The following is a 24,679-nucleotide window of genomic DNA, read 5'->3' as shown; positions in this document are numbered from 1 at the left end:
AAAACTCCTACGGACGACGGAAACGGCGGTCGGCGGCGGTGATGAATCCGCCCAGTGCCATCAGCAGTGCGCCCAGCCAGATCCAGCGCACGAACGGTTTGATGTGCACCCGTACCGCCCACGCATTGTTGCCCAGCGGCTCGCCCAATGCCACGTAGACATCGCCGTTCAGGCGTGCATCGATGCCGGCCTCGGTCATCACCTGGCCGCCGCTGGCGTACTGGCGTTTTTCCGGGTGCAGCAGGGCCTGCTCGCGGCCGTTGCGGAACACCCGCAGGTGGCCACGGTCGGCCACGAAATTGGGGCCTTCGCGGTGGTCCACGCCTTCGAAGCGGACTTCGTAGCGGCCAACGACCAGTTGCTGCCCCGGCGCCAGCGCCACTTCGCGCTGCACGTTCAGTGCTTCCACCAGCAGCGCCCCGGCCAGGAACACCGCCATGCCGCCATGGGCCACGATCATGCCGAGCATTTCGGCGGTGAAGCGGCCATTGCCGCGCAGCCGCTGCCAGACGAAGCGCGCGGTGCCCAGGCCGACCCAGGCCGCGGCCGCAACGCCCAGCCCTGCCTTCCAGCCATTCTGCGGCGCCTGCCACCACGCCAGCGCACCCAGCACGATCGCCAGCCCCATCCACGGTGCCAGCAGGGCCAGGGCGCGCGAGGCCTGGTCGCGTTGCCACTTCACCAGCGGCCCGAACGGCAGCAGCAGCACCAGCGGTGCCATCAGCAGCAGGAACAGACTGCCGAAGTACGGTGGGCCGACCGAAATCTTGCCCAGCGACAAGGCATCGGCCAGCAGCGGGTACAGGGTGCCCAGCAGCACCATGGCGCAGGCCGTGGCCAGCAGCAGGTTGTTGCCCAGCAGCAGGGTCTCGCGCGAAGTGGCGGTGAAGCCACGGCGTGGATCATCGCTGTCCATGCCCAGACGGCCGGCACGCAGCGCGTACAGCACCAGGCTGCCACCGACCAGCAGCGACAGGAAGATCAGGATGAACAGGCCACGTGACGGGTCGGCGGCGAACGAATGCACGCTGGTCAGCACGCCCGAGCGCACCAGGAAGGTGCCCAGCAGGGACAGCGCGAAGGCGGCGATGGCCAGCAGCAGGGTCCAGCTGCCGAAGGTGCCGCGCTTTTCAGTGACGGCCTGCGAATGGATCAGTGCGGCGCCGACCAGCCAGGGCATGAAACTGGCGTTCTCCACCGGGTCCCAGAACCACCAGCCGCCCCAGCCCAGCTCGTAGTAGGCCCACCAGCTGCCCAGCGCGATGCCCAGCGTCAAGAAGCCCCAGGCCACGTTGGTCCAGGGCCGCGTCCAGCGCTGCCAGCGTGCATCCACGCGGCCCTCCAGCAGCGCGGCCACGGCGAAGGCGAAGGGCACCGAAAACCCGACGTAGCCCAGGTACAGCATCGGCGGGTGGATGATCAGCCCCGGATCCTGCAGCAGCGGATTCAGGTCGCGACCTTCCAGCGGCGCCGGATTCAGGCGCAGGAACGGGTTGGAGGTGAAGATCAGGAAGGCCAGGAAGCCGACGCTGACCACGCCCATCACCGCCAGCACGCGGGCCTGCACCGGCGCCGGCAGCTGCCGCGAGAACAGCGCCACCGCACCGGTCCACAGCGCCAGCACCAGTGCCCACATCAGCAGCGAACCCTCGTGCGCACCCCACACCGCCGAATAGCGATAGATCAGCGGCAGCAGCGAATTGGAATTCTCGGCCACGTAGCGCACCGAAAAATCCTGCTGCACGAAGGCGGCCGTCAGCACCGCGAAGGCAGCGGCCACCAGCAGCAGCTGGGCGAAGGCGGCCGGGCGTGCGGTGGCCATCCAGGCGCTGTTGCCGCGCTGGGCGCCGGCCAGCGGCAGGCCGGCCTGCAGCAGCGCCGCCAGCAACGCACACAACAGCAGGATCTGACCCAGCTCCGGCAGCACTCAGCGCACCTCGGGCGCCGTTACCGGCACGTCGTGCTTGCGATGGGCATCGCCCATCTTGTCGGCCACTTCCTTGGGCACGTAATTCTCATCGTGCTTGGCCAGCACTTCGTCGGCCACGAACACCCCATCCTGCAGGCGGCCGCTGGCGACCACGGCGGTGCCCTCGCGGAACATGTCCGGCAGGATGCGATCGGTGCTGACCGGCAGCGTGGCATCGCCATCGGTCACCACGAAATGCGCCTGCAGCGAACCACTGGGGCGATCGAAGGAACCCTTCACCACCATGCCGCCCAGGCGGAAGCGCGACTGCGCGTCGACATCCCCGCGCAGCACTTCAGACGGGGTGTAGAGATAGGCGATATTGCGCTGCAGAGCGAAGGCCACCAGGGTGGTCGCCAGCCCGGATGCCAACAGCAGCAGCATTACCCAGACCATGCGGCGTCGCTGCACCGGCGTCATCGGCTGAGCTCGGTGGCCAGCGGCGCCGCTGCCGGGCCATTGCTGCGCGCCTGCAACCGCTGCTGGCGGCGCTGTGCCTGTTGCCGGGCGTGGCGCAGGCGCAGCCAGGAACCCAGCGCATCGCAGCCCAGCACGAGCAGGAACACCGAGAACGCTGCGATCAGATAGGGCAGGTGGGTCATGGCCGTGGCTCCGTGTGGCGGGCTGCCGCTGGCGTGCCGAAGCGTTCGCCGATCCAGGCCTTGCCGGCCTCGCGGGCGATGTTGTCGGCGCGCGCCTTGGCCAGCAGCGAGCCGACGAACCACAGTTTGGTGGCCACCACCATCCACCACAGCGGCGCAATCAGTTCCGGGCGTACCGCGTTTTCGCCGAACACATTGATCGACTGGCGCTGGTGCAGTGCCCCCCACCAGTCCACCGAATAGCGGATGACCGGCAGCAGGCCCACGCCGATGATCGCCAGCAGCCCGGCGGCGCGCGCGGCGCTGCGGCGGTCCTCAATGGCGTGGTACAGCCCGATCACGCCCAGGTACAGGAAGAGCAGGATCAGCTCACTGGTCATGCGCGGGTCCCAGTCCCACCAGGTGCCCCAGGTGCCTTTTCCCCAGATGCTGCCGGTCAGCAGGGTGATCAGGGTGAAGCCGGCGCCCATCGGCGCACAGGCCATGGCCAGGATTTCGCAGATCTTGATCCGCCAGATCAGTGCGATGGCGGAATAGGCCGCCATCAGCGCGAACACGAACAGGCTCATCCATGCACTGGGCACGTGGATGTAGATGATGCGGAAGGCATCGTGCTGGTTCTGTTCCGGCGGCGCCACGAACAGCCCCTGCCACAGGCCGATCAGCAGCACCGGTACCGCTGCGGCGTAGAACACGCGGGACCAGCGCGCGGCGAAACGATCGAAGGTCGGAGGTGAACCGAGTTGGTGGAACCAGCGGACGATCGGATTCATGCGTGGCGGCTATCCAGCAGGGATGGATTGGCTCTCAGCTCGTTCAACTCAGAGAAATACGGATGGCCGCGGCCGTGGCCAGCGGTGCCAGCACCAGGGCAACCACCAGCCCCGCGCCCAGCATCAGCAGCGCACCGACTGGATCCTGCCCACGGCCGGCTGCCGCCAGACTGCCTGCACCGAACACCAGCACCGGTACATACAGCGGCAACGACAGCAACGCCACGAGAATACCAGAGCGCCGGATGCCGACGGTCAGTGCTGCCACCACACCGCCGATCAGGCTCAACACGGGTGTTCCCAGCAGCAACGATGCCAGCAACATCGGCAGTTGGTCATGTGGCAGATGCAGCATTTCCGCCAGCAACGGGCTGACCACGATCAGCGGCAGCGCCGTGGTGGCCCAGTGCACCAGCACCCGCACCAATACCAGCCAGGCCAACGGCACCGGGGCCAGCAGCCATTGTTCCAGCGAGCCGTCTTCGGCATCGGAACGGAACAGCGAGTCCAGCGCCAGTTGCCCGGCCAGCAGAACCGCCAGCCACAGCACGGCACCGGCCGTAGCGGCCAGCGGCTGCGGATCGCGGCCCTGGGCCAGGGCGAACAGCACCACCACCAGCAGCGCGAACAGCAGCGGCTGCAGGGCATCGCCACGGCGGCGCCACAGCAGGCGCATGTCGCGCGCCACCAGGGCGCGCGCGGTCTGCCACAGACCCGGTTCGGTGCCCGGCGCGATCATGCGGCTTCTCCCTGGGCAAGATCCGGCTGCAGTTGCAGCAGGCGCGTGCGTACCGGCGGTGCGGCATAGGCGCCATGGGTGGTGACCAGGGCGGCACCGCCGCTGCGCAGGTGCGCGGAAATCATCCGGTTGACCAGGTTGATGCCGTCCAGATCCAGGTTGGCGTAGGGCTCGTCCAGCAGCCACAGCGGGGCCGGTGACAGCCAGATGCGGGCCAGTGCCAGCCGCCGTTTCTGCCCGGCCGACAGGTGCCGCACCAAGGTGTCTTCGTAACCGGCCAGGCCGACGATGGCCAGCGCATTGCCCGGCATCTGCCGTGCGCGCCGCCCATGCAGGCCGCACAGGAAGTGCAGGTTTTCCAGCGTGTCCAGGTCCGGCTTCAGCGCGGGCAGGTGGCTCAGGTAGGCCACGTAGCGCGCGCGCTCGGCCGTGCTGGCCTGCTTGCCGTCGATGCGTACCTGACCGGCGCCCGGCCGGGCCAGGCCGGCCAGCACGCGCAGCAGGGTGGTCTTGCCGGCGCCGTTGCCGCCCTGCACCAGCAAAGCCTCGCCGGCGTCCACATGGAAGTCCAGCGGGCCGAACACGGGCTCATCATTGCGGGAGAAGCTCAGGCCGCTGGCGGCCAGCAATGCAGGGGTGTTCAAGGGGCAGGGATCTTCATGCCGGGGTGCGGCGGCAATTGTAGCGGTGAATGCGGCCCCGGTACCGCCAGACCCGGGCCGCTGGCGGCGTGGAATATGCAAAGAACGGCCCGGTTCCGCAGGCAGGGCGTGGATTTCGTACACTTCCGGGCCTTGTTCTCCCATATTCCAGGCCGATGCAACCGAACACCAAGCTGCCCAAGGTCGGCACCACCATCTTCACGGTCATGTCCCAGCTCGCCGCCGAGCACGGCGCGGTCAACCTGGGCCAGGGCTTCCCGGATTTCTCCGCACCGCAGCGGCTGATCGACGAGACCAGCAAGGCGATGGCGGCCGGCCTGAACCAGTACCCGCCGATGACCGGCGTGGCGCCGCTGCGCCAGGCCATCGCGCAGAAGTCGCTGGACCTGTACGGCGCCACTATCGACCCGGAAACCGAAATCACCGTGACCAGCGGTGCCACCGAGGCCATCTTCAACGCCATCCACGCCGTGGTGCGTGCCGGCGAGGAAGTGATCGTGCTGGACCCGGCCTACGACTGCTACGAACCGGCCATCGAGCTGGCCGGCGCCACCGCCGTGCACGTGCCGCTGGACCCGCAGACCTTCGCCGTGGACTGGGACCGCGTGCGCGCGGCAATCACCCCGCGCACCCGCATGCTGATGGTCAACACCCCGCACAACCCGTCCGGCGCCATGCTGGACGAAGCGGACATGCAGGCGCTGGCCGACCTGCTGCGCGGCACGCAGATCTACCTGATTTCCGATGAGGTGTACGAGCACATCATCTACGACGGCCGCCGCCACGAATCGGCGCTGCGTTACCCGGAACTGCGCGAGCGCACCTTCGTCATCTCCAGCTTCGGCAAGACCTACCACTGCACCGGCTGGAAGATCGGCTACGCGGTGGCGCCGCCGCTGCTGACCGCCGAATTCCGCAAGGTGCACCAGTACAACACCTTCACCAGCTTCGGCCCGGCCCAGTACGGGTTTGCCGCGATGATCCGCGACGAGCCGGAACATCACCTGGAGCTGGGCGCGTTCTACCAGGCCAAGCGCGATCGCTTCCGCGAGCAGCTGGCCGGCACGCGCCTGAAGCCGCTGCCGGTGCCGGGCGGCTACTTCCAGTTGGTCGACTATTCGGACGTCAGCGATCTGCCCGACCACGAATTCGTGAAGTGGCTGACGATTGAAAAGGGCGTGACCGCCATTCCGCTGTCGCCGTTCTACGAAACCGCGCCGGTGGGCCAGCGCCTGGTGCGCCTGTGCTTTGCCAAGAACGAAGCCACCCTGGACGCGGCGATCGAACGCCTGCGCCTGCTCTAAGGGGACACGACCATGCAGGACCTTCGCATTTCCCTCGTCCAGGGCGACACCCGCTGGCATGACCCGGCGGGCAACCGCGATTACTACGGTGCGCTGCTGGCGCCGCTGGCCGGCCGCACCGACCTGGTGATCCTGCCGGAGACCTTCACCAGTGGGTTTTCCAACGATGCCATCGCCCACGCCGAAGGCATGGACGGGCCGACCGTGGCCTGGCTGCGTGAGCAGGCACGTGCGCTGGATGCCGCGGTGATCGGCAGCGTGCAGCTGCGCGAAGGCGAGGGCGTCTACAACCGCCTGCTGTTTGCCACGCCTGACGGTGCGCTGCAGTACTACGACAAGCGCCACCTGTTCCGCTACGGCGGCGAGCACGAACGCTATGCCGCCGGCCGCGACCGCCTGAGCGTGGAATGGAAGGGCTGGCGGATCAACCCGCAGGTCTGCTACGACCTGCGTTTCCCGGTGTTCTGCCGCAACCGCTTTGACGTGGAGCGGGCAGGGCAGATGGATTTCGACCTGCAGATCTTCGTGGCCAACTGGCCCTCGGCACGTGCCTATGCGTGGAAGACCCTGCTGCGCGCGCGCGCCATCGAGAACCTGTGCTTCGTGGCGGCGGTCAACCGCATCGGCGTGGACGGCAACCAGCTGCACTACGCCGGCGACAGTGCGGTGATCGATTTCCTGGGCCAGCCGCAGGTGGAGATCCGCGAGCGCGAGCAGGTGGTCACCACCACCATCTCGGCCGAGGCCCTGGCCGCGCACCGCGCGCGTTTCCCGGCCATGCTCGATGCCGACGCCTTCCATCTGGACGAGCGCGCCTGAGCGCGCGCTGCGGCGGCTGAACGCTTGCCGCACCCACGCGCGCGCCTGCATCCACCGTGCACGCGCGCGCTGCTAGATTCGCCAGCAGTCCGATTGAAGTGGAAGTGCTGCCGATGAAGAAGTCCCTTGCCCTGCTGCTGGCCCTTGCCGCCAGCGCCCTGGCCCCGGCCGCGCAGGCCGGCGGCAACCTGGATTGCCAGTTGCGCTACAACCTGTCCGGCTGGTCGCTGATCTACAAGACTGCCTCGGGCACCGGTACGGTCCGCTGCAGCAACGGCGCCAGCATGCCGGTGCGCATCCAGCTCAAGGGCGGCGGCCTGACCGTGGGCAAGTCGAAGATCACCGATGGCCGTGGCAGCTTCACCGGCGCCAGCAGCGTGGGTGAGCTGCTGGGCACCTATGCCTCGGTCGGTGCCCATGCCGGTGCGGTGAAATCCAGCAACGCCCAGGTGATGACCAAGGGCGATATCTCGCTGGCCCTGTCCGGCACCGGCAAGGGCTGGGACCTGGGCGTGGATGGTGCGGCGTTCACCATCAGCCGCCGCTGAACCTTACCAGCCGATCTGCAGGTGCCAGGCGTGGCCGGTCACGCTGAGCTGTTCGACCACGTAGCCGCGGTCCTGGTAATGCGCCAGTACCGCTTCGGCCTGGCCTTCGCGGGCCTGGCCGCGGGGCAGGGCCACCACGATGCGGCGTTCGCCCTTGCGCGAGTTGGCGTCGATGGAATGATCGATGTCCTGGATGAATTCGCCGGTGGTACGGCCAGCGAGGTCGGCGTTGGCACGGGCCTGGTCGGGAGTGATGCCGGTCATGGGTGTTGCCTTGTCATGTGAGTGAGGCTTGACGATAGGCAGCGGGCGCACCAAATGCGGCGACCTATGGCACAAATGGCATGTTTTCAAACAATTCCTAGAGAAAATCCGCGCAACGATCAGGCGCCCTCGCGACCTGCACGCCAACAAAAAACCCCGGCCGAAGCCGGGGTTTTTCATTTCAGCGAGGACCGCGATCAGCCGCCGCGCGGGCCGCTGCGGCGCGGGCCGCCCGGGCCACGGTTGCCGCCGGGGCCACCCGGGCCGCGGTTGCCACCCGGACCGCCGGGACCACGGTTGCCGCCCGGGCCACGGTTGCCACCGGGACCGCCCGGACCGCGACCGCCCGGACGGGCGCCGTGCGCCGGCTTCGGGCTGCCATACGGGTTGAAGCCCGGAGTGGCATGGTCGGACGGGAAGCTCGGGGCGTTGCCCGGATGGCCGTACGGGTGCTTGTTGCCCTGGCCCTGCGAGCGGTTGCCCGCGCCGGCCGGACGACCCTGGCCGCCACCGGCGCCACCACGGCCTTCACCGCCGAAGCCGCCACGGCCCTGGCCGCCGGCATTGCCGCGACCTTCGCCGCCGAAGCCACCACGGCCCTGGCCGCCGCCGGCACCCGCACCCGGGGCCTTCGGCTTGCCGTACGGACGGCCCTGGCCGCCTGCGCCCGGACCACGGGCACCCGGGCCACGCGCGCCGGGGCCGGCATTGCGGTGGCCGCTCGGGCCAGTGCTCACGCCGTCGGGCACGTACCAGGTGCGGAACGCGGCCGGGTTGCCTTCCGGCAGCGAGCGATCGTTCTTCGGCGCGCGCTGCTTGAACGGCTTCTGCGACTGCTTGGCCGCCGCTTCACCGCTGACGGTCAGGCCGCCCTTGAAGCCGCCGCCCTTGCCGCCACGGCCACGGCCGCGGTCTTCGCGCACGTTGTCGAAGCGGCGCAGTTCGCGGCCTTCATCGGCCGTGCTGTGGCCATTGACGTAAGCATTGCCGCGGCCACCTTCGCGCACGCGCACGGTGGTCTTGGCGGCGCGGCGCTGGCCGATCACCGGCTGCAGGGTCAGCGCCGACGGCGCGCCTTCTTCCAGCTTCAGCTGCGCGCGCAGGGCTTCCACCTGGGCGCTGGGCAGTTCCACGGTCTGGCCACGGGCCAGTTCGCGCGGCAGCGACACCTTGCCGTAGCGGGTGCGCTTGAGGCGGCTGACCTGGCAGCCCTGCGATTCCCACAGGCGGCGCACTTCGCGGTTGCGGCCTTCCTTCACCACCACGCGGAACCAGTCGTGCGAGTCGGTGCCGCCGATGCGTTCGATCTCGTCGAACTTGGCCGGGCCGTCTTCCAGCGCCACGCCACGGGCCAGGCGGTCGACGATCGCGTCGCTGACCTTTTCTTCGCCTTCCGGTGCACGCACGCGCACCACGTACTCGCGCTCGACCTCGAACGACGGGTGCATCATGGCATTGGCCAGTTCACCGTCGGTGGTGGCCAGCAGCAGGCCGGTGGTGTTGATGTCCAGGCGGCCGATCGCGATCCAGCGCGCGCCCTTCAGCGGCGGCAGCGCTTCGAACACGGTCGGGCGGCCTTCGGGGTCTTCGCGGGTGGTCACTTCGCCTTCCGGCTTGTTGTAGACCAGCACGCGCGATGGCTCGGCCAGCGCGGTGGCGACGAAGCCACGGCCGTCCAGCTCGATCTTGTCGCCGCTCTTGACCGACATGCCGGTCTGCGCGACTTCGCCGTTCACCTTGACCAGGCCTTCGGCGATGCGCTGTTCCAGCGCGCGGCGCGAACCCAGGCCGGCCTGGGCCAGCACCTTGTGCAGGCGCTCTTCCAGCTTGAACTGTTCGGAGGTGGCTTCGCGCTTCAGCGACAGCTTGTTACGGGGGGTGTCACTCATCAGATTTGCTCCGGCCGACGGTTTCGAGGTCGGCCTCTGGTTCGGAATCGGCTTGGTCAACAGCCACGGTCGTCATCGCGACGGCGTTGTCTTCGCGTTCGTTCACGGGAACCGCGCGCTCGCCCGGCGCGGAATCGGGGTGCCCAGCATCGAAGGGCGAAGGTGCTTGCTCGTCACTGGCCGGTGCAGGGGCTGCGCCGGCGGAATCGGGGGTGTTGCCTGTGCCTGCGTCCAGGCGGGTGTCATCGTTGGCAGCGCCGTCAGGGTCGGCACTGATGTCCGGGCCGGCGGCGCCTGCGGCGGCCGGGCCGTCACGGTCCAGCGCCAGCTGCGGTTCCAGTTCGCCCAGGTCCTTCAGTTCGGACAGTGGCGGCAGTTCGTCCAGCCGCTTCAGCCCGAAGTAGTCCAGGAAGCCCTTGGTGGTGCCAAACAGCGCCGGCTTGCCGGGTACGTCGCGGTGGCCGACCACGCGGATCCATTCGCGCTCTTCCAGCGCCTGGATGATGTTGCTGCTGACGGCCACGCCGCGCACCTGCTCGATCTCGCCGCGGGTGATCGGCTGCCGGTAGGCAATCAGCGCCAGCGTTTCCAGGGTGGCGCGGGTGTAACGGGTCTTGCGTTCGGTCCACAGCCGGCTGATCCAGCCATGCACTTCGGCGGTCACCTGGTAGCGGAAGCCGGAGGCCACCTCCAGCAGTTCCACGCCGCGGCCGGTGCAGGCCTCGCGCAGCTGTTCCAGGGCGCGCTCGATGCTGCCCGGCGGCGCCGGCTCGTCTTCCGGGAACAGGTCTTTCAGCTGGGCCAGGGTGAGCGGCTGGCTGGACGCCAGCAGGGCACCTTCGACAATACGGTTGATCAGCGGTTGGTCCATCGGCAGGCAGCGCTCACTCGTTCTCGTTGGCGGCGTCGTTGTCGTCGAACTCGCTGCTGAACTGCAGCGGGGCGTTGGTGTTGCCGGCCGCCAGCGACTTCACGTAGATCGCCGCCAGCGGTTCTTCCTGCACGATGTCCAGCAGCTGTTCCTTGGCCAGTTCCAGCATGGCCAGGAAGGTGACCAGCACGCCCAGCTTGCCTTCCTCAGTGGTGAACAGACTTTCAAACCGGTAGAACCGGCCATCTTCCATGCGGCCCAGGATCTCGCCCATGCGCTGGCGCACGCTCAGTGCCTCGCGCTTGATCGCATGGCCAGTGAACAGCTCGGCGCGCTTGAGCACGTCGTGCAGGGCCAGCAGCATTTCCTTCAGGTCCACCGGCGGCGGCAGCTTCACCGTCGCCCGTTCCGGCATGAACGCATGCGCCACCGTGGTGTCGCGGTCCTGCCGGGGCAGGGCGTCGATATCCTCCGCCGCCTGCTTGAAGCGTTCGTACTCCTGCAGCCGGCGCACCAGCTCGGCGCGCGGGTCGGCTTCGTCGCCATCCTCGCTGACCGGGCGCGGCAGCAGCATGCGCGACTTCACTTCGGCCAGGATCGCGGCCATCACCAGGTACTCGGCGGCCAGCTCGAAACGCAGCTCGCGCATCACCGTGATGTATTCCACGTACTGCCGGGTGATCTCGGCCACGGGAATGTCCAGCACGTCCAGGTTCTGCCGGCGGATCAGGTACAGCAGCAGGTCCAGCGGCCCTTCGAAGGCATCCAGGATGACTTCCAGCGCGTCCGGCGGGATGTACAGGTCCTGCGGAATCTGCAGGACCGGTTGCCCATGCACCACGGCCAGCGGCATTTCCTGCTGCTGGGGGGCGGGCGGCCGGGTTGGCGGGTTCGCGTCGAGCGCGAGTTCGGAAGTCATCTAATGGACGTCAGCATTGCAACGGACCAGTCGCGGTACCCGTCATGCCGGGCCAACGCCACGGCCACGGGGGCACCAGGCACGCCTGTCTCGGCGCGATTCCACACATATGAAACAGCAGCACGCGCTGCACAACAGCGGCAGCGACAAGACTACGGGGAGGTCGTCTACGTGGCCCGTCAGGAAGCGGCGGGGCGATCGTCGGGGGCTGCGGAAGCCGCGGAAACCGACGGGCTGCTGCATCCAGCCACGTGCAATTGACCCTAGGGTAAGGCTTTGCCGCGCCAGTGTCCAGCAACGGCAGGCAACAGGCCGGCATTGGCTAGAATCGGCGCACCGCAACATGAACGAGGAACCACCCCATGTGGTACGTGATTGAAGGCTATGACGACCAGGACGTGCTGGCCCAGCGGCTGCAGGTACGTCCGCAGCACCTGGCGCGCCTGCAGGCGCTGAACGACCAGGGGCGCCTGCTGCTGGCCGGTCCATGCCCGGCCATCGACAGCGAAGACCCGGGTCCGGCCGGCTTCAGCGGCTCGGTGGTCATCGCCGCATTCGACTCGCTGGCGCAGGCACAGGAATGGGCCGAAGCCGACCCGTACGTGGCCGCGGGCGTGTACGTGCGCACCCAGGTGCGTCCGTTCCGCAAGGTGCTGCCATGAACGCGGGGCGCATCGAACAGATTCGTGATGCACTGCAACAAGCGTTGGCCCCCAGCGTGCTGGAGATCGAAGACGACAGTCATCGCCATGCCGGCCATGCCGGCGCGCGCGATGGGCGCGGCCATTTCAACGTGCACGTGGTCAGCGAACGCTTCGCCGGCATGGCCCCACTTGCGCGCCACCGCGCGGTCTACGCTGCGCTGGGCAGCCTGATGGACACCGACATCCATGCGCTGTCCATCCGTGCACATACCCCGTCAGAACAGGGCTGAACATGACCCAGATACTGTCTTTGCAGGTCACCGTGCGGGCCTGCCCGGGACAACTTTTTGTGTCCGGAATGGGACATTCGCCTAACGGACAGTTTACAAGCGCAGATGGAAACGCTTACATTCCGCGCCAAGCTGGTAGGTCCAAGCCGTGGAGGGCGGCTTCGTGAACAAGGCAGCCATAACAATCAAAGATGTCGCACGCGAAGCCCGGGTCTCCGTGGCCACGGTTTCCCGCGCGCTCAACGGGCATGAGAACGTTGCCGAACCGGTCCGCCAGCTTGTGCTGGAAGTGGCCGCGCGGCTGCGCTACACCCCACATGCTGCCGCGCGCAGCCTCAGCAGCCGCCGTACCAATACGGTGGGCGTGGTGCTGCCCGATCTGTACGGTGAATTCTTCTCCGAACTGATGCGTGGCATCGACGGAGTGGCCCGCAGCCGCCGCCAGCACCTGCTGGTGTCCAGCTACCACGGCGACCAGGAACAGCAGGGCGCTGCGCTGCGCGCCATGCGCGGCCGCGTCGATGGCCTGCTGGTGCTGTCCCCGTATGCGGAAAGCCCGGGGTTCCTGACCGACAACCTGCCGCAGTCGCTGCCCACCGTGCTGATCAACACCTACCTGCCCACGCAGGACCACCCGGTGTTGAGCATCGACGACCACGCAGGGGCGATGGCCATGACCCGCCACCTGCTCGATGCCGGCCACCGCCGCATCGCTTTCATTTCAGGCCCGGACCTCAACTTCGACGCGCGCGAGCGCCTGCGCGGCTTCCGTGACGCGCTGGCGGCTGCTGGCAATGGCGCCGAAGGCATCGAGCTGCCCGGTGATTTCGACGAAGCTTCCGGCCATCGCGCCGGTCAGGAGTTGCTGGCAGCCGGTGCGCTGCCCGATGCCGTGTTCGCCGCCAACGACATGATGGCCCTGGGATGTCTGTACGCGTTCGCGCAGGCAGGTGTCCACGTGCCCACCGATGTCGCCCTGGCGGGTTTCGATGACATTCCGCTGGCGCGGTTCGTACACCCATCGTTGACCACCATGCAGGTCAGTATCGCCGAGTTGGGCGATCGGGCCATGACGCGCCTGTTGCAGTTGATGGACGGCACTACCACGGAAGGGGCAGGGGACAAGCAGACGCTGGTACCCCGCCTGATCGTTCGAGATTCCACCACCTCGCCATCCGGCCGTTGAAGCCGGAGGCTTTCCTTTTCTTTTGACTGATCGCAGGAACCGCGCAAGCGGTTACCACCACCCGGAGATTGAGTTGATGATGCATTCCACCATCCGCACGCCGGCACGCCGGCTGCTGAGCACCGCCCTGGTCAGCTGCCTGATGCTGGCCGCCGCCCCGAACGTGATGGCCCAGTCGGCCAACGCCAGCCTGCGTGGCCAGGTGTCCGGCGCCCAGGCCGGCGCGGAAGTGACCGCCACCAACGTGGCCACCGGTTCGGTGCGCCGTGGCACCGTGCGTGCCGACGGCAGCTACTCGCTGATGGGCCTGGACCCGGGCACCTATGACGTGGTGGCCAACGGCCAGACCCAGAAGGTCACCGTCACCGTGGCCTCCACCGCCACGCTGAACTTCAGCGAAGCGGCCGCCACCGGCGGCGGCACCTCGGCGGCCACCAACCTGGACACCGTGAACGTGGTCGCGCCGACCCTGCTGCAGGAAGTGCGCACCTCCGAAGTCGGCAAGACCGTCAGCCTGCAGCAGATCCAGACCACCCCGCAGGTGTCGCGCAACTTCCTGGAGTTCGCCGACGCCGTGCCGGGCATGATCTTCACCCGTGATGCCAAGGGCAACACCTCGCTGCGTGGCGGTGCCACCAATGCCGACGGCACCAACGTCTACATCGACGGCGTGGGCCAGAAGAGCTACGTGAAGGGCGGCGGCGTGGCCGGCCAGTCCGGCAGCGCCGGCAACCCGTTCCCGCAGCTGGCCATCGGCGAATACAAGGTCATCAGCGGCAACTACAAGGCCGAGTACGGCCAGGTGTCCAGCGCCGCGGTGACCGCCGCCACCAAGTCCGGTACCAATGAATTCAAGGGTGAGGCGTTCTACCGCTACACCGACGAAGACATGCGCGCCAAGACCCCGGCCGAGCGCCAGGCCGGCCAGGAAAAGATGGTCTCGGCCGAGAAGGAATACGGCTTCGCCCTGGGCGGCCCGATCGTCAAGGACAAGGCCCACTTCTTCGTGACCTACGAAGCCAAGCGCTTCGACCTGCCGGTCACCATCGCGCCGGACGGTGCGGTGACCAGCAGCGTGGGTCTGCTGCCGGCTGACGGCGCTGCCGGCCTCGGCCCGGCCAGCCAGCCGTTCCAGCAGGACCTGATCTTCGCCAAGGTCGACTTCGAGCCGACCGACAACGATCGCATCGAGCTGACCTTCCAGGACCGCGACGAAACCCAGCAGCAGTTCAGTGGCCAGACCTCGCCGGAAGCCGGCCGTGAAGTGGTCAACACCGACCGCCGCTATGCCCTGCGCTGGAACCACAGCGGTGAGCGTTACTACAACGAATTGATGGTCACCCATGAAGATTCGTTCAACAACCCGACCCCGCTGACCCTGGCCAACGGCATCACCTACACCGCACCGGACGGCACCGAAGACCGCACCATCGTGAAGGTCGGCGGCGCTTCGGCACTGGATTCGCAGGTGAAGGGCCAGAAGGGCTGGTCGATCGAAGACAACCTGACCCTGGACGGCATCCAGTGGGCGGGCGACCACACCATCAAGATGGGCGTGAAGTACAAGGAAATCGATCTGTACGCCTCTGACGCGGCGCAGATCAACCCGACCTTCACCTATACCCTGGGCGATCCGGACTTCCCGTCGGACATCCCGTACAAGGCGCAGTTCGTCAAGCCGGTCACCGGCGTTGCCGGCGTGTCCGGTGAAGTGCGTTCCAAGGCCAAGCAGCTGGGTCTGTTCATCCAGGACGACTGGCAGGTCAACGACCACCTGCAGGTCAACCTGGGCCTGCGCTGGGATTACGAAAAGAACCCGGCCTACCTGGACTTCGTGACCCCGCAGCAGGTGGTGGACGCCATCTACTCGCAGGACCCGCGCGCTGCCGCCGGCCAGACCTACGCCGATTCGCTGGCGCTGGGCGGCCTGGACATCAGCGATTACATCAGCAACGGCCACAACCGCAAGGCGTTCAAGGATGCCTGGCAGCCGCGCCTGGGCTTCTCGTATGACATCAACGCCGACGAGCAGCACGTGATCCACGGTGGTGCCGGCCGTTCCTACGACCGCGACCTGTTCGACAACCTGCAGCTGGAAACCACCAAGCTGGCCCTGCCGCAGCCGACCATCTACTTCCGCAACCCGGCCACCGGCACCTGCATCAACGGCCAGGCCGCCTGCTACGACTGGAACCCGAACCTGCTCAACGGCATCGGCAACCTGCAGGCCCTGGTAGGCGCCACCAGCAATGCCGGTCTGGAAGTGGACCTGCTGAACAACAAGCTGAAGGCCCCGTACTCGGATCAGTTCAGCCTGGGCATGAGCAACCAGATCGGTGACTGGCTGACCGACGCCACGATCGCCCGTACCCTGAGCTACGACGGCTTCGCCTTCACCCTGGGCAACCGTTACCCGACCGGCCAGTTCTTCGATGACCCGCGCCTGTGCGGCGGCACCGACCCGGGCCTGAGCCAGGCCTGGAGCTGCAACGTGCCGGGCTTCGGCAGCCTGATCATCGGCCAGCAGGGCATCAAGACCCGTGCGACCCAGGTGCTGCTGTCGGCGCAGAAGCCGTTCACCAAGGAAAGCGGCTGGGGCACCTCGATCGCCTACACCTGGACGACCGCGCGCCACAACCGCGACATCAACGAGAAGTACGCGTTCGACCGCGGCCTGATCGGCGATTACCCGACCATCCGTTCCAACGGCGCGCCGCGCCACCGCCTGGTGGTGACCGGTTCGTACGCGGGCTTCTGGGGCATCACCTTCGGTGGCAAGATCACCCTGGCCACCCCGACCGCCGTCAACGACTGGTACGGCATCCCGCAGGCCAGCGGCTACACCCTGCCGACCCCGCAGGCCGCCGTGCCCAACGCCAATGGCAAGTTCCTGATCGGTGGCAAGGTGTTCGGCTACCGCTCGGTCGACCTGCAGGCGACGAAGACGTTCAAGATGCCGGGTGATACCGAGCTGTACGCTCGCCTGGACATCATCAACGTGTTCAACTTCGACAACTTCTCCAGCTACAACTACATCAAGAGCAACGGCAAGCTGGAAGCCAGCTACAACGAGACCGGTGACATCATCGGTACGCCGCGCCAGATCAAGGCCGAAGTGGGCTTCCGCTTCTGATGATCGCGCTTGGTACCGCCGGTTCGCCGGCGGTACCGGTTGTGCAATGGCCGGCCGTGATGGCCGGTCCATTGCCCATGCCAGTGCACCGCGACTGCACGGTGCACTGGCATGGGCAATGACGCCGACACCCGGGCCACGTTTTTCGTGGTTTTTTAAGAGTCCGTGCTGTAAACGATTTCAGGTGTTTGGACGTTATGCTCTTCCATCGAACAGCCCACCGGAGGAACCGCGCCATGCAGGCACGCCACCTGTTGACCGCCGCTGCGATGACCCTGGCCATCGCCGCCTGCAAACCGGCCCAGCAGGAAGCACCTGCCAAGCCCAAGCCGCAGGTGATCCTGGTCGAGGCCGACGCACCGCCACGGCCGATGAAGCCGGAACTGCCGCCGCTGTTCGACGATATCGAGCGCCGCACCTTCCAGTTCTTCTGGGATACCACCAATGAACTGAACGGCCTGACCCCCGACCGCTATCCGTCGCGTCCGTTCGCCAGCATCGCCTCGGTGGGCTTCGCGCTGACCGCCTACCCGATCGGCATCGAGAACGGCTGGGTCAGCCGCAACCAGGCCATCGACCGCACCCTGACCACGCTGAAGTTCTTCCGCGACGTGCCGATGGGCCCGCAGCGCACCGGCAAGGCCGGTTACAAGGGCTTCTACTACCACTTCCTGGACATGCAGGAAGGCCGTCGCTACGACAGCTGGGTGGAACTGTCCTCGGTGGATACCGCGCTGCTGATGATGGGCGTGCTGTTTGCCCAGTCGTACTACGACGGCGACGACCCGCGCGAAAAAGAGATCCGGCAGATTGCCGACAGCCTGTACAAGCAGGTCGACTGGCCGTGGCTGCAGCAGCGCGCACCGCTCATTTCAATGGGCTGGTTCCCCGAAAGCGGCTTCATCGACCACGACTGGATGGGCTACAACGAAGCGATGATGGTCTACATCCTCGCCCTGGGCTCGCCCAGCCACCCGGTCAGCCCGGATGCGTGGACCGTGTGGACCCGCACCTACGACAACGACTGGGGCGTCTACCAGGGCCAGGAATACCTGTCCTTCGGGCCGCTGTTCGGCCACCAGTACAGCCACGTCTGGATCGATTTCCGCGATATCCAGGACGCGTACATGCGCGAACGCGGCAGCACTTACTTCCTCAACAGCCGTTCGGCGGCGCTGGCCCAGCGTGAGTACGCCATCGCCAACCCGATGAACTGGAAGGACTACGGCGAGAACGTGTGGGGCCTGACCGCCAGCGATGGCCCGCAGAACACCACCCAGGAATACCGCGGCGAGCAGCGCCAGTTCCGCCATTACTCCTCGCGCGGCGCAGGCCTGCGCGAGAACTTCGACGACGGCACCATCGCCCCGACCGCGGCGGTGTCTTCGATCGTGTTCGCGCCCGAGGAAGTGATCCCGGCCACGGTGGAGATGCACAAGCGCTACGGCGACTACATCTATTCCAGCTACGGGTTCCTGGATTCGTTCAACCCCAGCTTCAACTACGACATTCCGATCAAGACCGGGCGCCTGGTGCCCGACCGTGGCTGGGTTGCCAGCGATTACATCGCCATCGACCAGGGCCCGATCCTGACCATGATCGCCAACTACCGCGATGATTTCGTCTGGGAAGTGATGAAGAAGAACCCGTACATCCGCAAGGGTCTGGAACGGGCAGGATTCAGTGGTGGCTGGCTGGCACCGGAAGGCGAGTTCCAGCCGCTGCAGCTGCAGAAGGATGAGAAGGCCGCGGCGGCGCGCGCGGTAGGTATCGCAGAATCGCGCGCGGCCGCCGCGCAGGAACAGAAGAACAATGCCAACCGCAACACTGGACAGGGGAAGTAAGCCGGTGCAACCCTGGACCCATCGCCTGCGCCGCTGGGCGCTGCCGCTGCTGGCCGCGCTGGCCGTTGCCGGCTGCGCCCGCACCGAGCCGGGCACCACCACCGTGCGCTTCTGGGCCATGGGCCGTGAAGCGGAAGTGGTCAGCGAGCTGATCCACGAGTTCGAAGCCGAAAACCCCGGCATCAAGGTGGATGTGCAGAACATTCCGTGGACGGCCGCGCATGAAAAGCTGCTGACCGCCTTCGCCGCCGATGGCCTGCCCGATGTCTGCCAGCTCGGCAACACCTGGGTGCCCGAGTTCGCCGAACTGGATGCACTGACCCCGCTGCAGCCGTTCGTGCAGCGCTCCACCGTGGTCGATCCGCAGGACTATTTCCAGGGCATCTGGGATACCAACGTGATCCACGGCGAGCTGGTGGGCGTGCCGTGGTACGTCGATACGCGCCTGATCTATTACCGCAAGGACCTGCTGGCCAAGGCCGGTTTCGACCACCCGCCGCGCACCTGGGCCGAGTGGGACCAGCAGATGGCCGCGATCAAGAAGATGCAGGGACCGAACCGCTATGCGGTGCTGATGCCGATCAACGAATTCGAGCAGCAGCTGTCGCTGGCACTGCAGCAGCCCGACCCGCTGCTGCGCGACGATGACACCCGTGGCAACTTCGCCAGCCCCGGCTTCCGCCGCACCCTGGCCTTCTACTCGAACATGTTCGAGCAGGGCTGGGCGCCGAAGATGTCCGAGACGCAGATCTCCAACGTCTGGGATGAATTCTTCCGCGGCTTCAACGTCTTCTACATCTCCGGGCCCTGGAACATCCGCGAGTTCAAGAAGCTGCAGCCCAAGGAACTGGAAGGGCAGTGGGGCACCGCTGCGCTGCCGGGCCCGGACGGTCCGGGCGCGGGCATCGCCGGTGGCACCAGCCTGGTGATCTTCCGCAAGTCGCAGCAGAAGGAAGCCTCGTGGAAGCTGATCGAGTTCCTGTCGCGGCCGGAAATCCAGGCCCGCTTCCATTCCATCATCGGTGACCTGCCGCCGCGTCGCAGCACCTGGAACGCGCCGTCGCTGGCCGGTGATCCGCTGGCCGCGGCCTTCCGTGACCAGCTGGAGCGGGTCAAGCCCACGCCGAAGGTGCTGGAGTGGGAGCGCATCGTGCAGGAAATGCGCATCGTCACCGAAAAGGTGGTGCGCGGTGGCCTGCCGCAGGACAAGGCCGTGGAAGAGCTGGACCAGCGCGTGGACAAGGTGCTGGCCAAGCGCCGCTGGATGCATGAACAACAACGCCTGCAGGGCGGCGGTGCGCAGGCACCTGCCGATGCGCCGGCCGCAGCGGCCGGGAGCCCGCAATGAAACGTACTTCGCTTGCCGGCTGGATCTTCGCCGGCCCCTCGCTGATCGTGCTGGGCCTGTTCTTCGGCCTGCCGGTGGCCTCGGCGCTGGCGCTGAGCGTGACCGACTTCGATCTGTATGCCCTGTCCGACAGCAGCAACCTGCGGTTCGTCGGCCTGGGCAACTACATCGATCTGCTGCAGACCCCGATGTTCTGGAAGTCGCTGTGGAACACCACCTACTTCGTGCTGATCGGCGTACCGCTGTCGATCGGCGTGTCGCTGGGCGCGGCGATGCTGCTGAACGCACCGGCGGCGCGCTTCAAGGCGCTGTTCCGTACCGCACTGTTCGCCCCGGTGGTGACCACCCTGGTGGCGGTGGCGGTGATCTGGCGCTACCTGTTCCACACCAGCTACGGTCTGGTGAACTACGGCCTGGGCCACATCGGCATCAGCCCGATCGACTGGCTGGGTGACCCGAACTGGGCCATGCCCACCATCATGCTGTTCGCCGTGTGGAAGAACTTCGGCTACAACATGGTGATCTTCCTGGCCGGCCTGCAGGCCATTCCGCATGACCTGTACGAGGCCGCGCGCATCGATGGTGCCTCGCGCTGGAAGCAGTTCCTGCACATCACCCTGCCGATGCTCGGCCCGGTGCTGCTGGTGGTCGGGGTCATTACCGTGTCCGGCTACTTCCAGCTGTTCGCCGAACCCTACGTGATGACCCGCGGCGACCCACTGCAGAGCACCGTCAGCGTGCTGTATTTCATGTTCGAGGAAGGCTTCAAGTGGTGGAACCTGGGTCGCGCCTCCGCGGTGGCGTTCCTGCTGTTCCTGATCATCCTGGCGGTGACCACCGTGATGCTGCGTTTCGGCCGCAAGAGGCAGTTGGTATGAGTCGTGAAATCGGCCAGTCGCGCTGGCACCCGTGGATGGTCAATGGTGCGTTGCTGGTGCTGGCCCTGGTCAGCCTGGCACCGCTGCTGTGGATGGTCTCGGTCTCGTTCATGCCGCAGGGCGAGGCCACCCATTTCCCGCCGCCGTTGCTGCCCTCGCACGTCACCACGCGCAACTACCTGGAGTTGTTCGCGCGTACCGGCATGGGCGGCAACTTCGCCAACAGCCTGCTGGTGTCGCTGGCCATCACCCTGGGCTCGCTGCTGCTCAACACCATGGCCGGCTACGCCTTCGCCAAGCTGAACTTCGTCGGCCGCGAGCGCCTGTTCCAGGTGTTGATGGCCGCGCTGGTCATCCCGGCGCAGGTGGCCATGCTGCCGCTGTTCCTGCTGATGAAGCAGCTGGGCCTGGTCAACAGCTTCGGCGGCGTGATCGTGCCGGCCCTGGCCAGCGTGTTCGGCATCTTCCTGGTGCGCCAGTACGCCCGCTCCATTCCCGATGAGCTGCTGGAAGCGGCGCGCATCGACGGGGCAGGGGAGCTGCGCATCTTCTTCCAGATCGTGCTGCCGATGCTCAAGCCGGTGCTGGTCACCCTGGCGATCTTCACCTTCATGGGCGCATGGAACGATTTCATGTGGCCGTTGATCGTGTTGACCGACCAGGAGCACTACACTTTGCCGGTGGCACTGGCCACCCTCTCGCGCGAACACATCATGGACGTGGAAATGATGATGGCCGGCGCGGTGGTCACCGTGGTTCCGGTGCTGGCGCTGTTCCTGGTGCTGCAGCGGTACTACATCCAAGGTCTGTTGCTGGGGAGTGTTAAGGGATGAAGCGTGCGATCGCCGTTGGATTGGGCCTGCTGTGGTCTTCCCTGGCGATCGCCGCACCACCGGCGCTGCCCGCGCCGAAGGTGCTGGATGACTTCGACGACATCGGCGCATGGAAGCTGGTGCTGTCCGACCAGGTCAGTGGTTCGCTGCGCCCGGTCACCGCACCGGGCGGTGGCCGCGCGCTGTGCCTGGATTACGACTTCCACAAGGTCTCCGGCTATGTGGGCCTGCGCCGTGCGCTGAACATCGAATACCCGGTCAATTACCGCTTCGGCTTCCAGCTGCGCGGCGATTCGCCGGGCAACGACCTGCAGTTCAAGCTGATCGACGCCAGCGGTGACAACGTGTGGTGGGTCAACCGCCCCGGTTACAGCTTCCCCAAGGCCTGGACGCCGGTGGAGTACCGCCGGCGCCAGATCGACAAGGCCTGGGGGCCATCGCCGGACAAGGAGATGGCGCGCAGTGCCGCAGTCGAGTTCACCATCTACAGCAAGGTGGGCGGGCGCGGCACGGTCTGCTTCGACAAGCTGACCCTGCAGGGCCTGCCGGCGCAGGACACCTCGCCGCTGCACCCGGCGGTGATTGCCGACACCGCGCCTGCGCTGCAGGACCGCATGATCGACGGCAAGAGCGATACCTTCTGGATCAGCGGCGGGGTCAAGCAGCAGACCATCAGCCTGGATCTGCACGACACCCGCGAGATCGGCGGGGCGGTGATCGACTGGCTGCCCAGTCTGGAAGCCACCCGCTACACCGTGCGCACCTCGCAGGATGGCCGCGACTGGCGCACCGTGCGTGAGGTGACCAATGGTGGCGGTGGCCGTGATTGGCTGGCGCTGCCCGACACCGACGCGCGCTATGTGCGTTTCGACCTGCAGGGCGGCCCGAACTGGCGCTATGGCATCCGTGACATCGCGCTGAAGCCGCTGGCCTTTGCGGCCACGCCCAACGCCTTCCTCTCGTCGGTGGCGGCAGACCTGCCGCGCGGCGCACTGCCGCGTGCGTTCGTGGGCGAGCAGCCGTACTGGACCCTGCTGGGCCTGGATGGTGGCCAGGAACAGGCGCTGATCAGCGAAGACGGCGCGCTGGAGCCGGCCAAGGGCAGCTTCAGCATCGAGCCGTTCGTCCGCCTGGATGGAAAGCTGCTGGACTGGTCCAACGTGGCCATCACCCAATCGCTGCAGGACCGCTACCTGCCCATCGCCAACGTCGATTGGTTGCATGAAAAGGCCGGGCTGTCAGTGACCGGTTTCGTGCAGGGCACGCCCGATCGCGCGCAGCTGATCGGCCGCTACCGCTTGAGCAACCCGGACAAGGTGGCGCACGAATACACCCTGGCGCTGGCGATCCGGCCGTGGCAGGTGAACCCGCCGACCCAGTTCCTGAACACCACCGGCGGCTTCAGCCGCATCGACAGCCTGGACGTGGGCGAGCAGCTGGTGCGCATCAATGGCGAGCCGCGGGTCTATCCGCTGCAGGCGCCCGATGCGCGCTTTGCCACCACGTTCGACGGCAAGTTGGACGCGATGCACCTGGCCAGCGGCAAGCTGCCCGGCACCACGGCGGTGAAGGACAGCACCGGGCTGGCCTCCGGCGCCTTGCTTTACACCATCAAGCTGGAGCCGGGGCAGAGTCGCGAAGTGGCGGTGGTGCTGCCGCAGACCGGCAGCTGGGCGCCGCAGGCGCTGGATGTGGCCAAGGCGCAGCAGCAGGTGGCCGCGCAGTGGCGGCAGAAGCTGGGCGTGGTGTCGCTGCAGGTGCCGGCCGCCGGCCAGCCGCTGGTGGAAACCCTGCGCACCGCCGTCGCACATATGCTGATTTCCCGCGTGGGGCCGCGCCTGCAGCCGGGCACGCGTTCGTATGCGCGCAGCTGGATCCGCGATGGCGCGATGATTTCCGAGGGTCTGCTGCGCATGGGCCGCAGCGATGCGGTGCGTGACTACGTGAACTGGTACGCGCCCTTCCAGTTCGAGAACGGCAAGGTGCCGTGCTGCGTGGATGCGCGCGGCAGCGACCCGGTGCCGGAGAACGACAGCCATGGCGAACTGATCTACAACATCGCCGAGTACTGGCGCTACACCGGCGACGGCACCTTCCTGGAACTGATGTGGCCGCATGTGCAGGGCGCCTACCAGTACATGGAACAGCTGCGCGCCAGCGAGCGCACCGAAGAGAACCGTGCGCGCAATCCCGCGTTCTACGGGATGATGCCGGCCTCGATCAGCCACGAAGGCTATTCGGCCAAGCCGATGCATTCGTACTGGGACAACTTCTGGGCGCTGCGCGGCTACAAGGACGCGGCGATCATCGCTGCGCAGCTGGGCAAGGTCGAAGCAATGCAGATCAGCGAATCGCGCGACCAGTTCCGTGATGACCTGCAGGCATCGCTGCAGTCGGCCATGCAGCAGCACCGCATCGACTTCCTGCCCGGTTCGGCCGAGCTGGGGGACTTCGATGCCACCTCCACCACCATCGCCCTGGCGCCCGGTGGTGAGCAGGGGCGCCTGCCGCAGCCCGCGCTGGACACCACGTTCGAGCGCTACTGGAACGAATTCGTGGCGCGCCGCGACGGCAAGCGCGAATGGAAGGATTACACCCCGTACGAGTGGCGCAACGTGGCCGCGTTCGTGCGCCTGGGCTGGCGTGACCGCGCCTGGCAGGCCAGCCAGTTCTTCTTCAAGGACCGCGCGCCGCAGGCCTGGAACCAGTGGGCCGAAGTGGTCTCGCGCACGCCGCGCACGCCGTTCTTCGTGGGCGACCTGCCGCATGCCTGGGTGGCCTCGGACTTCGTGCGCTCGGCGCTGGACATGTTCGCCTACAACCGCGATGTGGATGACGCGCTGGTGCTGGCCGCAGGTATTCCCACCGCCTGGTTCCAGGGCGAGGGCATTGCCGTGCAGGGCCTGCGCACCCCACAGGGGCAGCTGAACTACCGCCTGCAGCGCAACGACAAGCAGCTGGTGCTGGAAGTGCAGCCGGGCCTGCTGCCGCCGGTGGGGGGCGTGGTGCTGCCGTGGCCCTACAGCGGTGAACCCGGCGCGGCCACGGTCAATGGCGAGCCGGCCGAATGGGTGGACAACGAGCTGCACGTGCACGCGCTGCCAGCGCGGGTGGAAATTGAAGTGCCAAGTGCGGTGCGCCGCGCCGAACGCAAGGGGCAGTAA

22 protein-coding genes are annotated in these 24,679 nt (G+C 67.0%); 12 read left to right on the top strand and 10 right to left on the bottom strand.

From position 1 onward, the window contains the following. Positions 1–7 precede the first annotated feature (7 nt). The 6 genes from C1930_RS13005 to ccmA are packed head-to-tail and all read right to left on the bottom strand — an operon-like array spanning position 8 to position 4,727. Positions 8–1,927, bottom strand: a complete 1,920-nt coding sequence (locus C1930_RS13005) for a heme lyase CcmF/NrfE family subunit (protein WP_108756656.1) — start codon at positions 1,925–1,927, stop codon at positions 8–10. After that, positions 1,928–2,389: a cytochrome c maturation protein CcmE gene (ccmE, locus tag C1930_RS13000; RefSeq protein ID WP_108750109.1), complete on the bottom strand. Its 462-nt coding sequence runs from the start codon at positions 2,387–2,389 to the stop codon at positions 1,928–1,930. Then, a complete protein-coding gene (ccmD, locus tag C1930_RS12995; RefSeq protein WP_108753608.1) occupies positions 2,386–2,571 on the bottom strand; it encodes a heme exporter protein CcmD in 186 nt (61 codons plus the stop codon). Before ccmD ends, ccmE begins: the two co-directional genes overlap by 4 nt. Next, positions 2,568–3,344: a heme ABC transporter permease CcmC gene (gene ccmC, locus C1930_RS12990; protein WP_108756655.1), complete on the bottom strand. Its 777-nt coding sequence runs from the start codon at positions 3,342–3,344 to the stop codon at positions 2,568–2,570. Before ccmC ends, ccmD begins: the two co-directional genes overlap by 4 nt. A 43-nt stretch (positions 3,345–3,387) precedes the next feature. Further along, positions 3,388–4,083 (bottom strand): heme exporter protein CcmB, encoded by a 696-nt coding sequence (ccmB, locus tag C1930_RS12985; protein WP_108753606.1) that lies wholly within the window; start codon positions 4,081–4,083, stop codon positions 3,388–3,390. After that, entirely contained in the window at positions 4,080–4,727 is a 648-nt protein-coding gene (gene ccmA / locus C1930_RS12980) for a heme ABC exporter ATP-binding protein CcmA (protein ID WP_108753605.1), read from the bottom strand. The genes ccmB and ccmA overlap by 4 nt, the downstream gene beginning before the upstream one ends. Positions 4,728–4,900: 173 nt before the next feature. On the opposite strand from ccmA, the gene C1930_RS12975 reads away from it, so the two are divergent. The 3 genes from C1930_RS12975 (at position 4,901) to C1930_RS12965 (ending at position 7,416) form a co-directional block, all read left to right on the top strand. Further along, positions 4,901–6,049: a pyridoxal phosphate-dependent aminotransferase gene (locus C1930_RS12975; RefSeq protein WP_108771921.1), complete on the top strand. Its 1,149-nt coding sequence runs from the start codon at positions 4,901–4,903 to the stop codon at positions 6,047–6,049. Between the two features lie 12 nt (positions 6,050–6,061). Further along, entirely contained in the window at positions 6,062–6,868 is an 807-nt protein-coding gene (locus C1930_RS12970; protein ID WP_108771920.1) for an amidohydrolase, read from the top strand. Between the two features lie 113 nt (positions 6,869–6,981). Then, positions 6,982–7,416: a hypothetical protein gene (locus C1930_RS12965; protein WP_108751591.1), complete on the top strand. Its 435-nt coding sequence runs from the start codon at positions 6,982–6,984 to the stop codon at positions 7,414–7,416. Between the two features lie 3 nt (positions 7,417–7,419). On the opposite strand, the gene C1930_RS12960 is transcribed toward C1930_RS12965, so the two are convergent. The 4 genes from C1930_RS12960 to C1930_RS12945 all read right to left on the bottom strand — a co-directional run bounded on the left by C1930_RS12960 (position 7,420) and on the right by C1930_RS12945 (position 11,359). Beyond that, a complete protein-coding gene (locus tag C1930_RS12960) occupies positions 7,420–7,680 on the bottom strand; it encodes a hypothetical protein (protein ID WP_108756652.1) in 261 nt (86 codons plus the stop codon). A 197-nt stretch (positions 7,681–7,877) separates the two neighbouring features. Beyond that, positions 7,878–9,569, bottom strand: a complete 1,692-nt coding sequence (locus C1930_RS12955; protein WP_108756651.1) for a pseudouridine synthase — start codon at positions 9,567–9,569, stop codon at positions 7,878–7,880. Next, positions 9,562–10,440 (bottom strand): SMC-Scp complex subunit ScpB, encoded by an 879-nt coding sequence (gene scpB / locus C1930_RS12950; protein ID WP_108750100.1) that lies wholly within the window; start codon positions 10,438–10,440, stop codon positions 9,562–9,564. Before scpB ends, C1930_RS12955 begins: the two co-directional genes overlap by 8 nt. Before the next feature lie 13 nt (positions 10,441–10,453). Further along, on the bottom strand, positions 10,454–11,359 hold the full coding sequence (locus C1930_RS12945) for a ScpA family protein (protein WP_108771919.1): 906 nt from the start codon (positions 11,357–11,359) through the stop codon (positions 10,454–10,456). A 362-nt stretch (positions 11,360–11,721) separates the two neighbouring features. Here C1930_RS12945 and C1930_RS12940 point away from each other — a divergent pair, with 362 nt between their 5' ends. The 9 genes from C1930_RS12940 to C1930_RS12900 all read left to right on the top strand — a co-directional run bounded on the left by C1930_RS12940 (position 11,722) and on the right by C1930_RS12900 (position 24,679). Continuing rightward, positions 11,722–12,021: a YciI family protein gene (locus C1930_RS12940; RefSeq protein ID WP_108756649.1), complete on the top strand. Its 300-nt coding sequence runs from the start codon at positions 11,722–11,724 to the stop codon at positions 12,019–12,021. Further along, positions 12,018–12,293, top strand: coding sequence for a BolA family protein (locus C1930_RS12935; protein WP_108771918.1), 276 nt, complete (start codon positions 12,018–12,020; stop codon positions 12,291–12,293). The genes C1930_RS12940 and C1930_RS12935 overlap by 4 nt, the downstream gene beginning before the upstream one ends. Before the next feature lie 148 nt (positions 12,294–12,441). After that, positions 12,442–13,479: a LacI family DNA-binding transcriptional regulator gene (locus tag C1930_RS12930; protein WP_108750096.1), complete on the top strand. Its 1,038-nt coding sequence runs from the start codon at positions 12,442–12,444 to the stop codon at positions 13,477–13,479. Between the two features lie 76 nt (positions 13,480–13,555). Beyond that, positions 13,556–16,612, top strand: a complete 3,057-nt coding sequence (locus C1930_RS12925; RefSeq protein ID WP_108771917.1) for a TonB-dependent receptor — start codon at positions 13,556–13,558, stop codon at positions 16,610–16,612. A 236-nt stretch (positions 16,613–16,848) separates the two neighbouring features. Further along, a complete protein-coding gene (locus C1930_RS12920; RefSeq protein WP_108750094.1) occupies positions 16,849–18,456 on the top strand; it encodes a glucoamylase family protein in 1,608 nt (535 codons plus the stop codon). A gap of 4 nt (positions 18,457–18,460) precedes the next feature. After that, positions 18,461–19,804: a sugar ABC transporter substrate-binding protein gene (locus C1930_RS12915; RefSeq protein WP_234412664.1), complete on the top strand. Its 1,344-nt coding sequence runs from the start codon at positions 18,461–18,463 to the stop codon at positions 19,802–19,804. Next, positions 19,801–20,682, top strand: coding sequence for a sugar ABC transporter permease (locus C1930_RS12910; protein WP_108750093.1), 882 nt, complete (start codon positions 19,801–19,803; stop codon positions 20,680–20,682). The genes C1930_RS12915 and C1930_RS12910 overlap by 4 nt, the downstream gene beginning before the upstream one ends. Next, a complete protein-coding gene (locus C1930_RS12905) occupies positions 20,679–21,515 on the top strand; it encodes a carbohydrate ABC transporter permease (protein WP_108750092.1) in 837 nt (278 codons plus the stop codon). The genes C1930_RS12910 and C1930_RS12905 overlap by 4 nt, the downstream gene beginning before the upstream one ends. Then, positions 21,512–24,679, top strand: coding sequence for a discoidin domain-containing protein (locus C1930_RS12900; RefSeq protein ID WP_108771915.1), 3,168 nt, complete (start codon positions 21,512–21,514; stop codon positions 24,677–24,679). The genes C1930_RS12905 and C1930_RS12900 overlap by 4 nt, the downstream gene beginning before the upstream one ends.

Source organism: Stenotrophomonas sp. SAU14A_NAIMI4_8 (assembly GCF_003086695.1).
Taxonomy (GTDB): domain Bacteria; phylum Pseudomonadota; class Gammaproteobacteria; order Xanthomonadales; family Xanthomonadaceae; genus Stenotrophomonas.
Note: the sequence above shows the minus strand (reverse complement) of the source record. Positions and strands in the feature narration are given on the sequence as shown.

Bases quoted from the DNA above. Each gene is read 5' to 3' on its own strand.
- ccmE (WP_108750109.1), bottom strand. From the start codon at position 2,389: ATGACGCCGGTGCAGCGACGCCGCATGGTCTGGGTAATGCTGCTGCTG.
- ccmD (WP_108753608.1), bottom strand. From the start codon at position 2,571: ATGACCCACCTGCCCTATCTGATCGCAGCGTTCTCGGTGTTCCTGCTC.
- ccmC (WP_108756655.1), bottom strand. From the start codon at position 3,344: ATGAATCCGATCGTCCGCTGGTTCCACCAACTCGGTTCACCTCCGACC.
- ccmB (WP_108753606.1), bottom strand. From the start codon at position 4,083: ATGATCGCGCCGGGCACCGAACCGGGTCTGTGGCAGACCGCGCGCGCC.
- C1930_RS12975 (WP_108771921.1), top strand. From the start codon at position 4,901: ATGCAACCGAACACCAAGCTGCCCAAGGTCGGCACCACCATCTTCACG.
- C1930_RS12970 (WP_108771920.1), top strand. From the start codon at position 6,062: ATGCAGGACCTTCGCATTTCCCTCGTCCAGGGCGACACCCGCTGGCAT.
- C1930_RS12965 (WP_108751591.1), top strand. From the start codon at position 6,982: ATGAAGAAGTCCCTTGCCCTGCTGCTGGCCCTTGCCGCCAGCGCCCTG.
- C1930_RS12960 (WP_108756652.1), bottom strand. From the start codon at position 7,680: ATGACCGGCATCACTCCCGACCAGGCCCGTGCCAACGCCGACCTCGCT.
- C1930_RS12955 (WP_108756651.1), bottom strand. From the start codon at position 9,569: ATGAGTGACACCCCCCGTAACAAGCTGTCGCTGAAGCGCGAAGCCACC.
- scpB (WP_108750100.1), bottom strand. From the start codon at position 10,440: ATGGACCAACCGCTGATCAACCGTATTGTCGAAGGTGCCCTGCTGGCG.
- C1930_RS12945 (WP_108771919.1), bottom strand. From the start codon at position 11,359: ATGACTTCCGAACTCGCGCTCGACGCGAACCCGCCAACCCGGCCGCCC.
- C1930_RS12940 (WP_108756649.1), top strand. From the start codon at position 11,722: ATGTGGTACGTGATTGAAGGCTATGACGACCAGGACGTGCTGGCCCAG.
- C1930_RS12935 (WP_108771918.1), top strand. From the start codon at position 12,018: ATGAACGCGGGGCGCATCGAACAGATTCGTGATGCACTGCAACAAGCG.
- C1930_RS12925 (WP_108771917.1), top strand. From the start codon at position 13,556: ATGATGCATTCCACCATCCGCACGCCGGCACGCCGGCTGCTGAGCACC.
- C1930_RS12920 (WP_108750094.1), top strand. From the start codon at position 16,849: ATGCAGGCACGCCACCTGTTGACCGCCGCTGCGATGACCCTGGCCATC.
- C1930_RS12910 (WP_108750093.1), top strand. From the start codon at position 19,801: ATGAAACGTACTTCGCTTGCCGGCTGGATCTTCGCCGGCCCCTCGCTG.
- C1930_RS12905 (WP_108750092.1), top strand. From the start codon at position 20,679: ATGAGTCGTGAAATCGGCCAGTCGCGCTGGCACCCGTGGATGGTCAAT.
- C1930_RS12900 (WP_108771915.1), top strand. From the start codon at position 21,512: ATGAAGCGTGCGATCGCCGTTGGATTGGGCCTGCTGTGGTCTTCCCTG.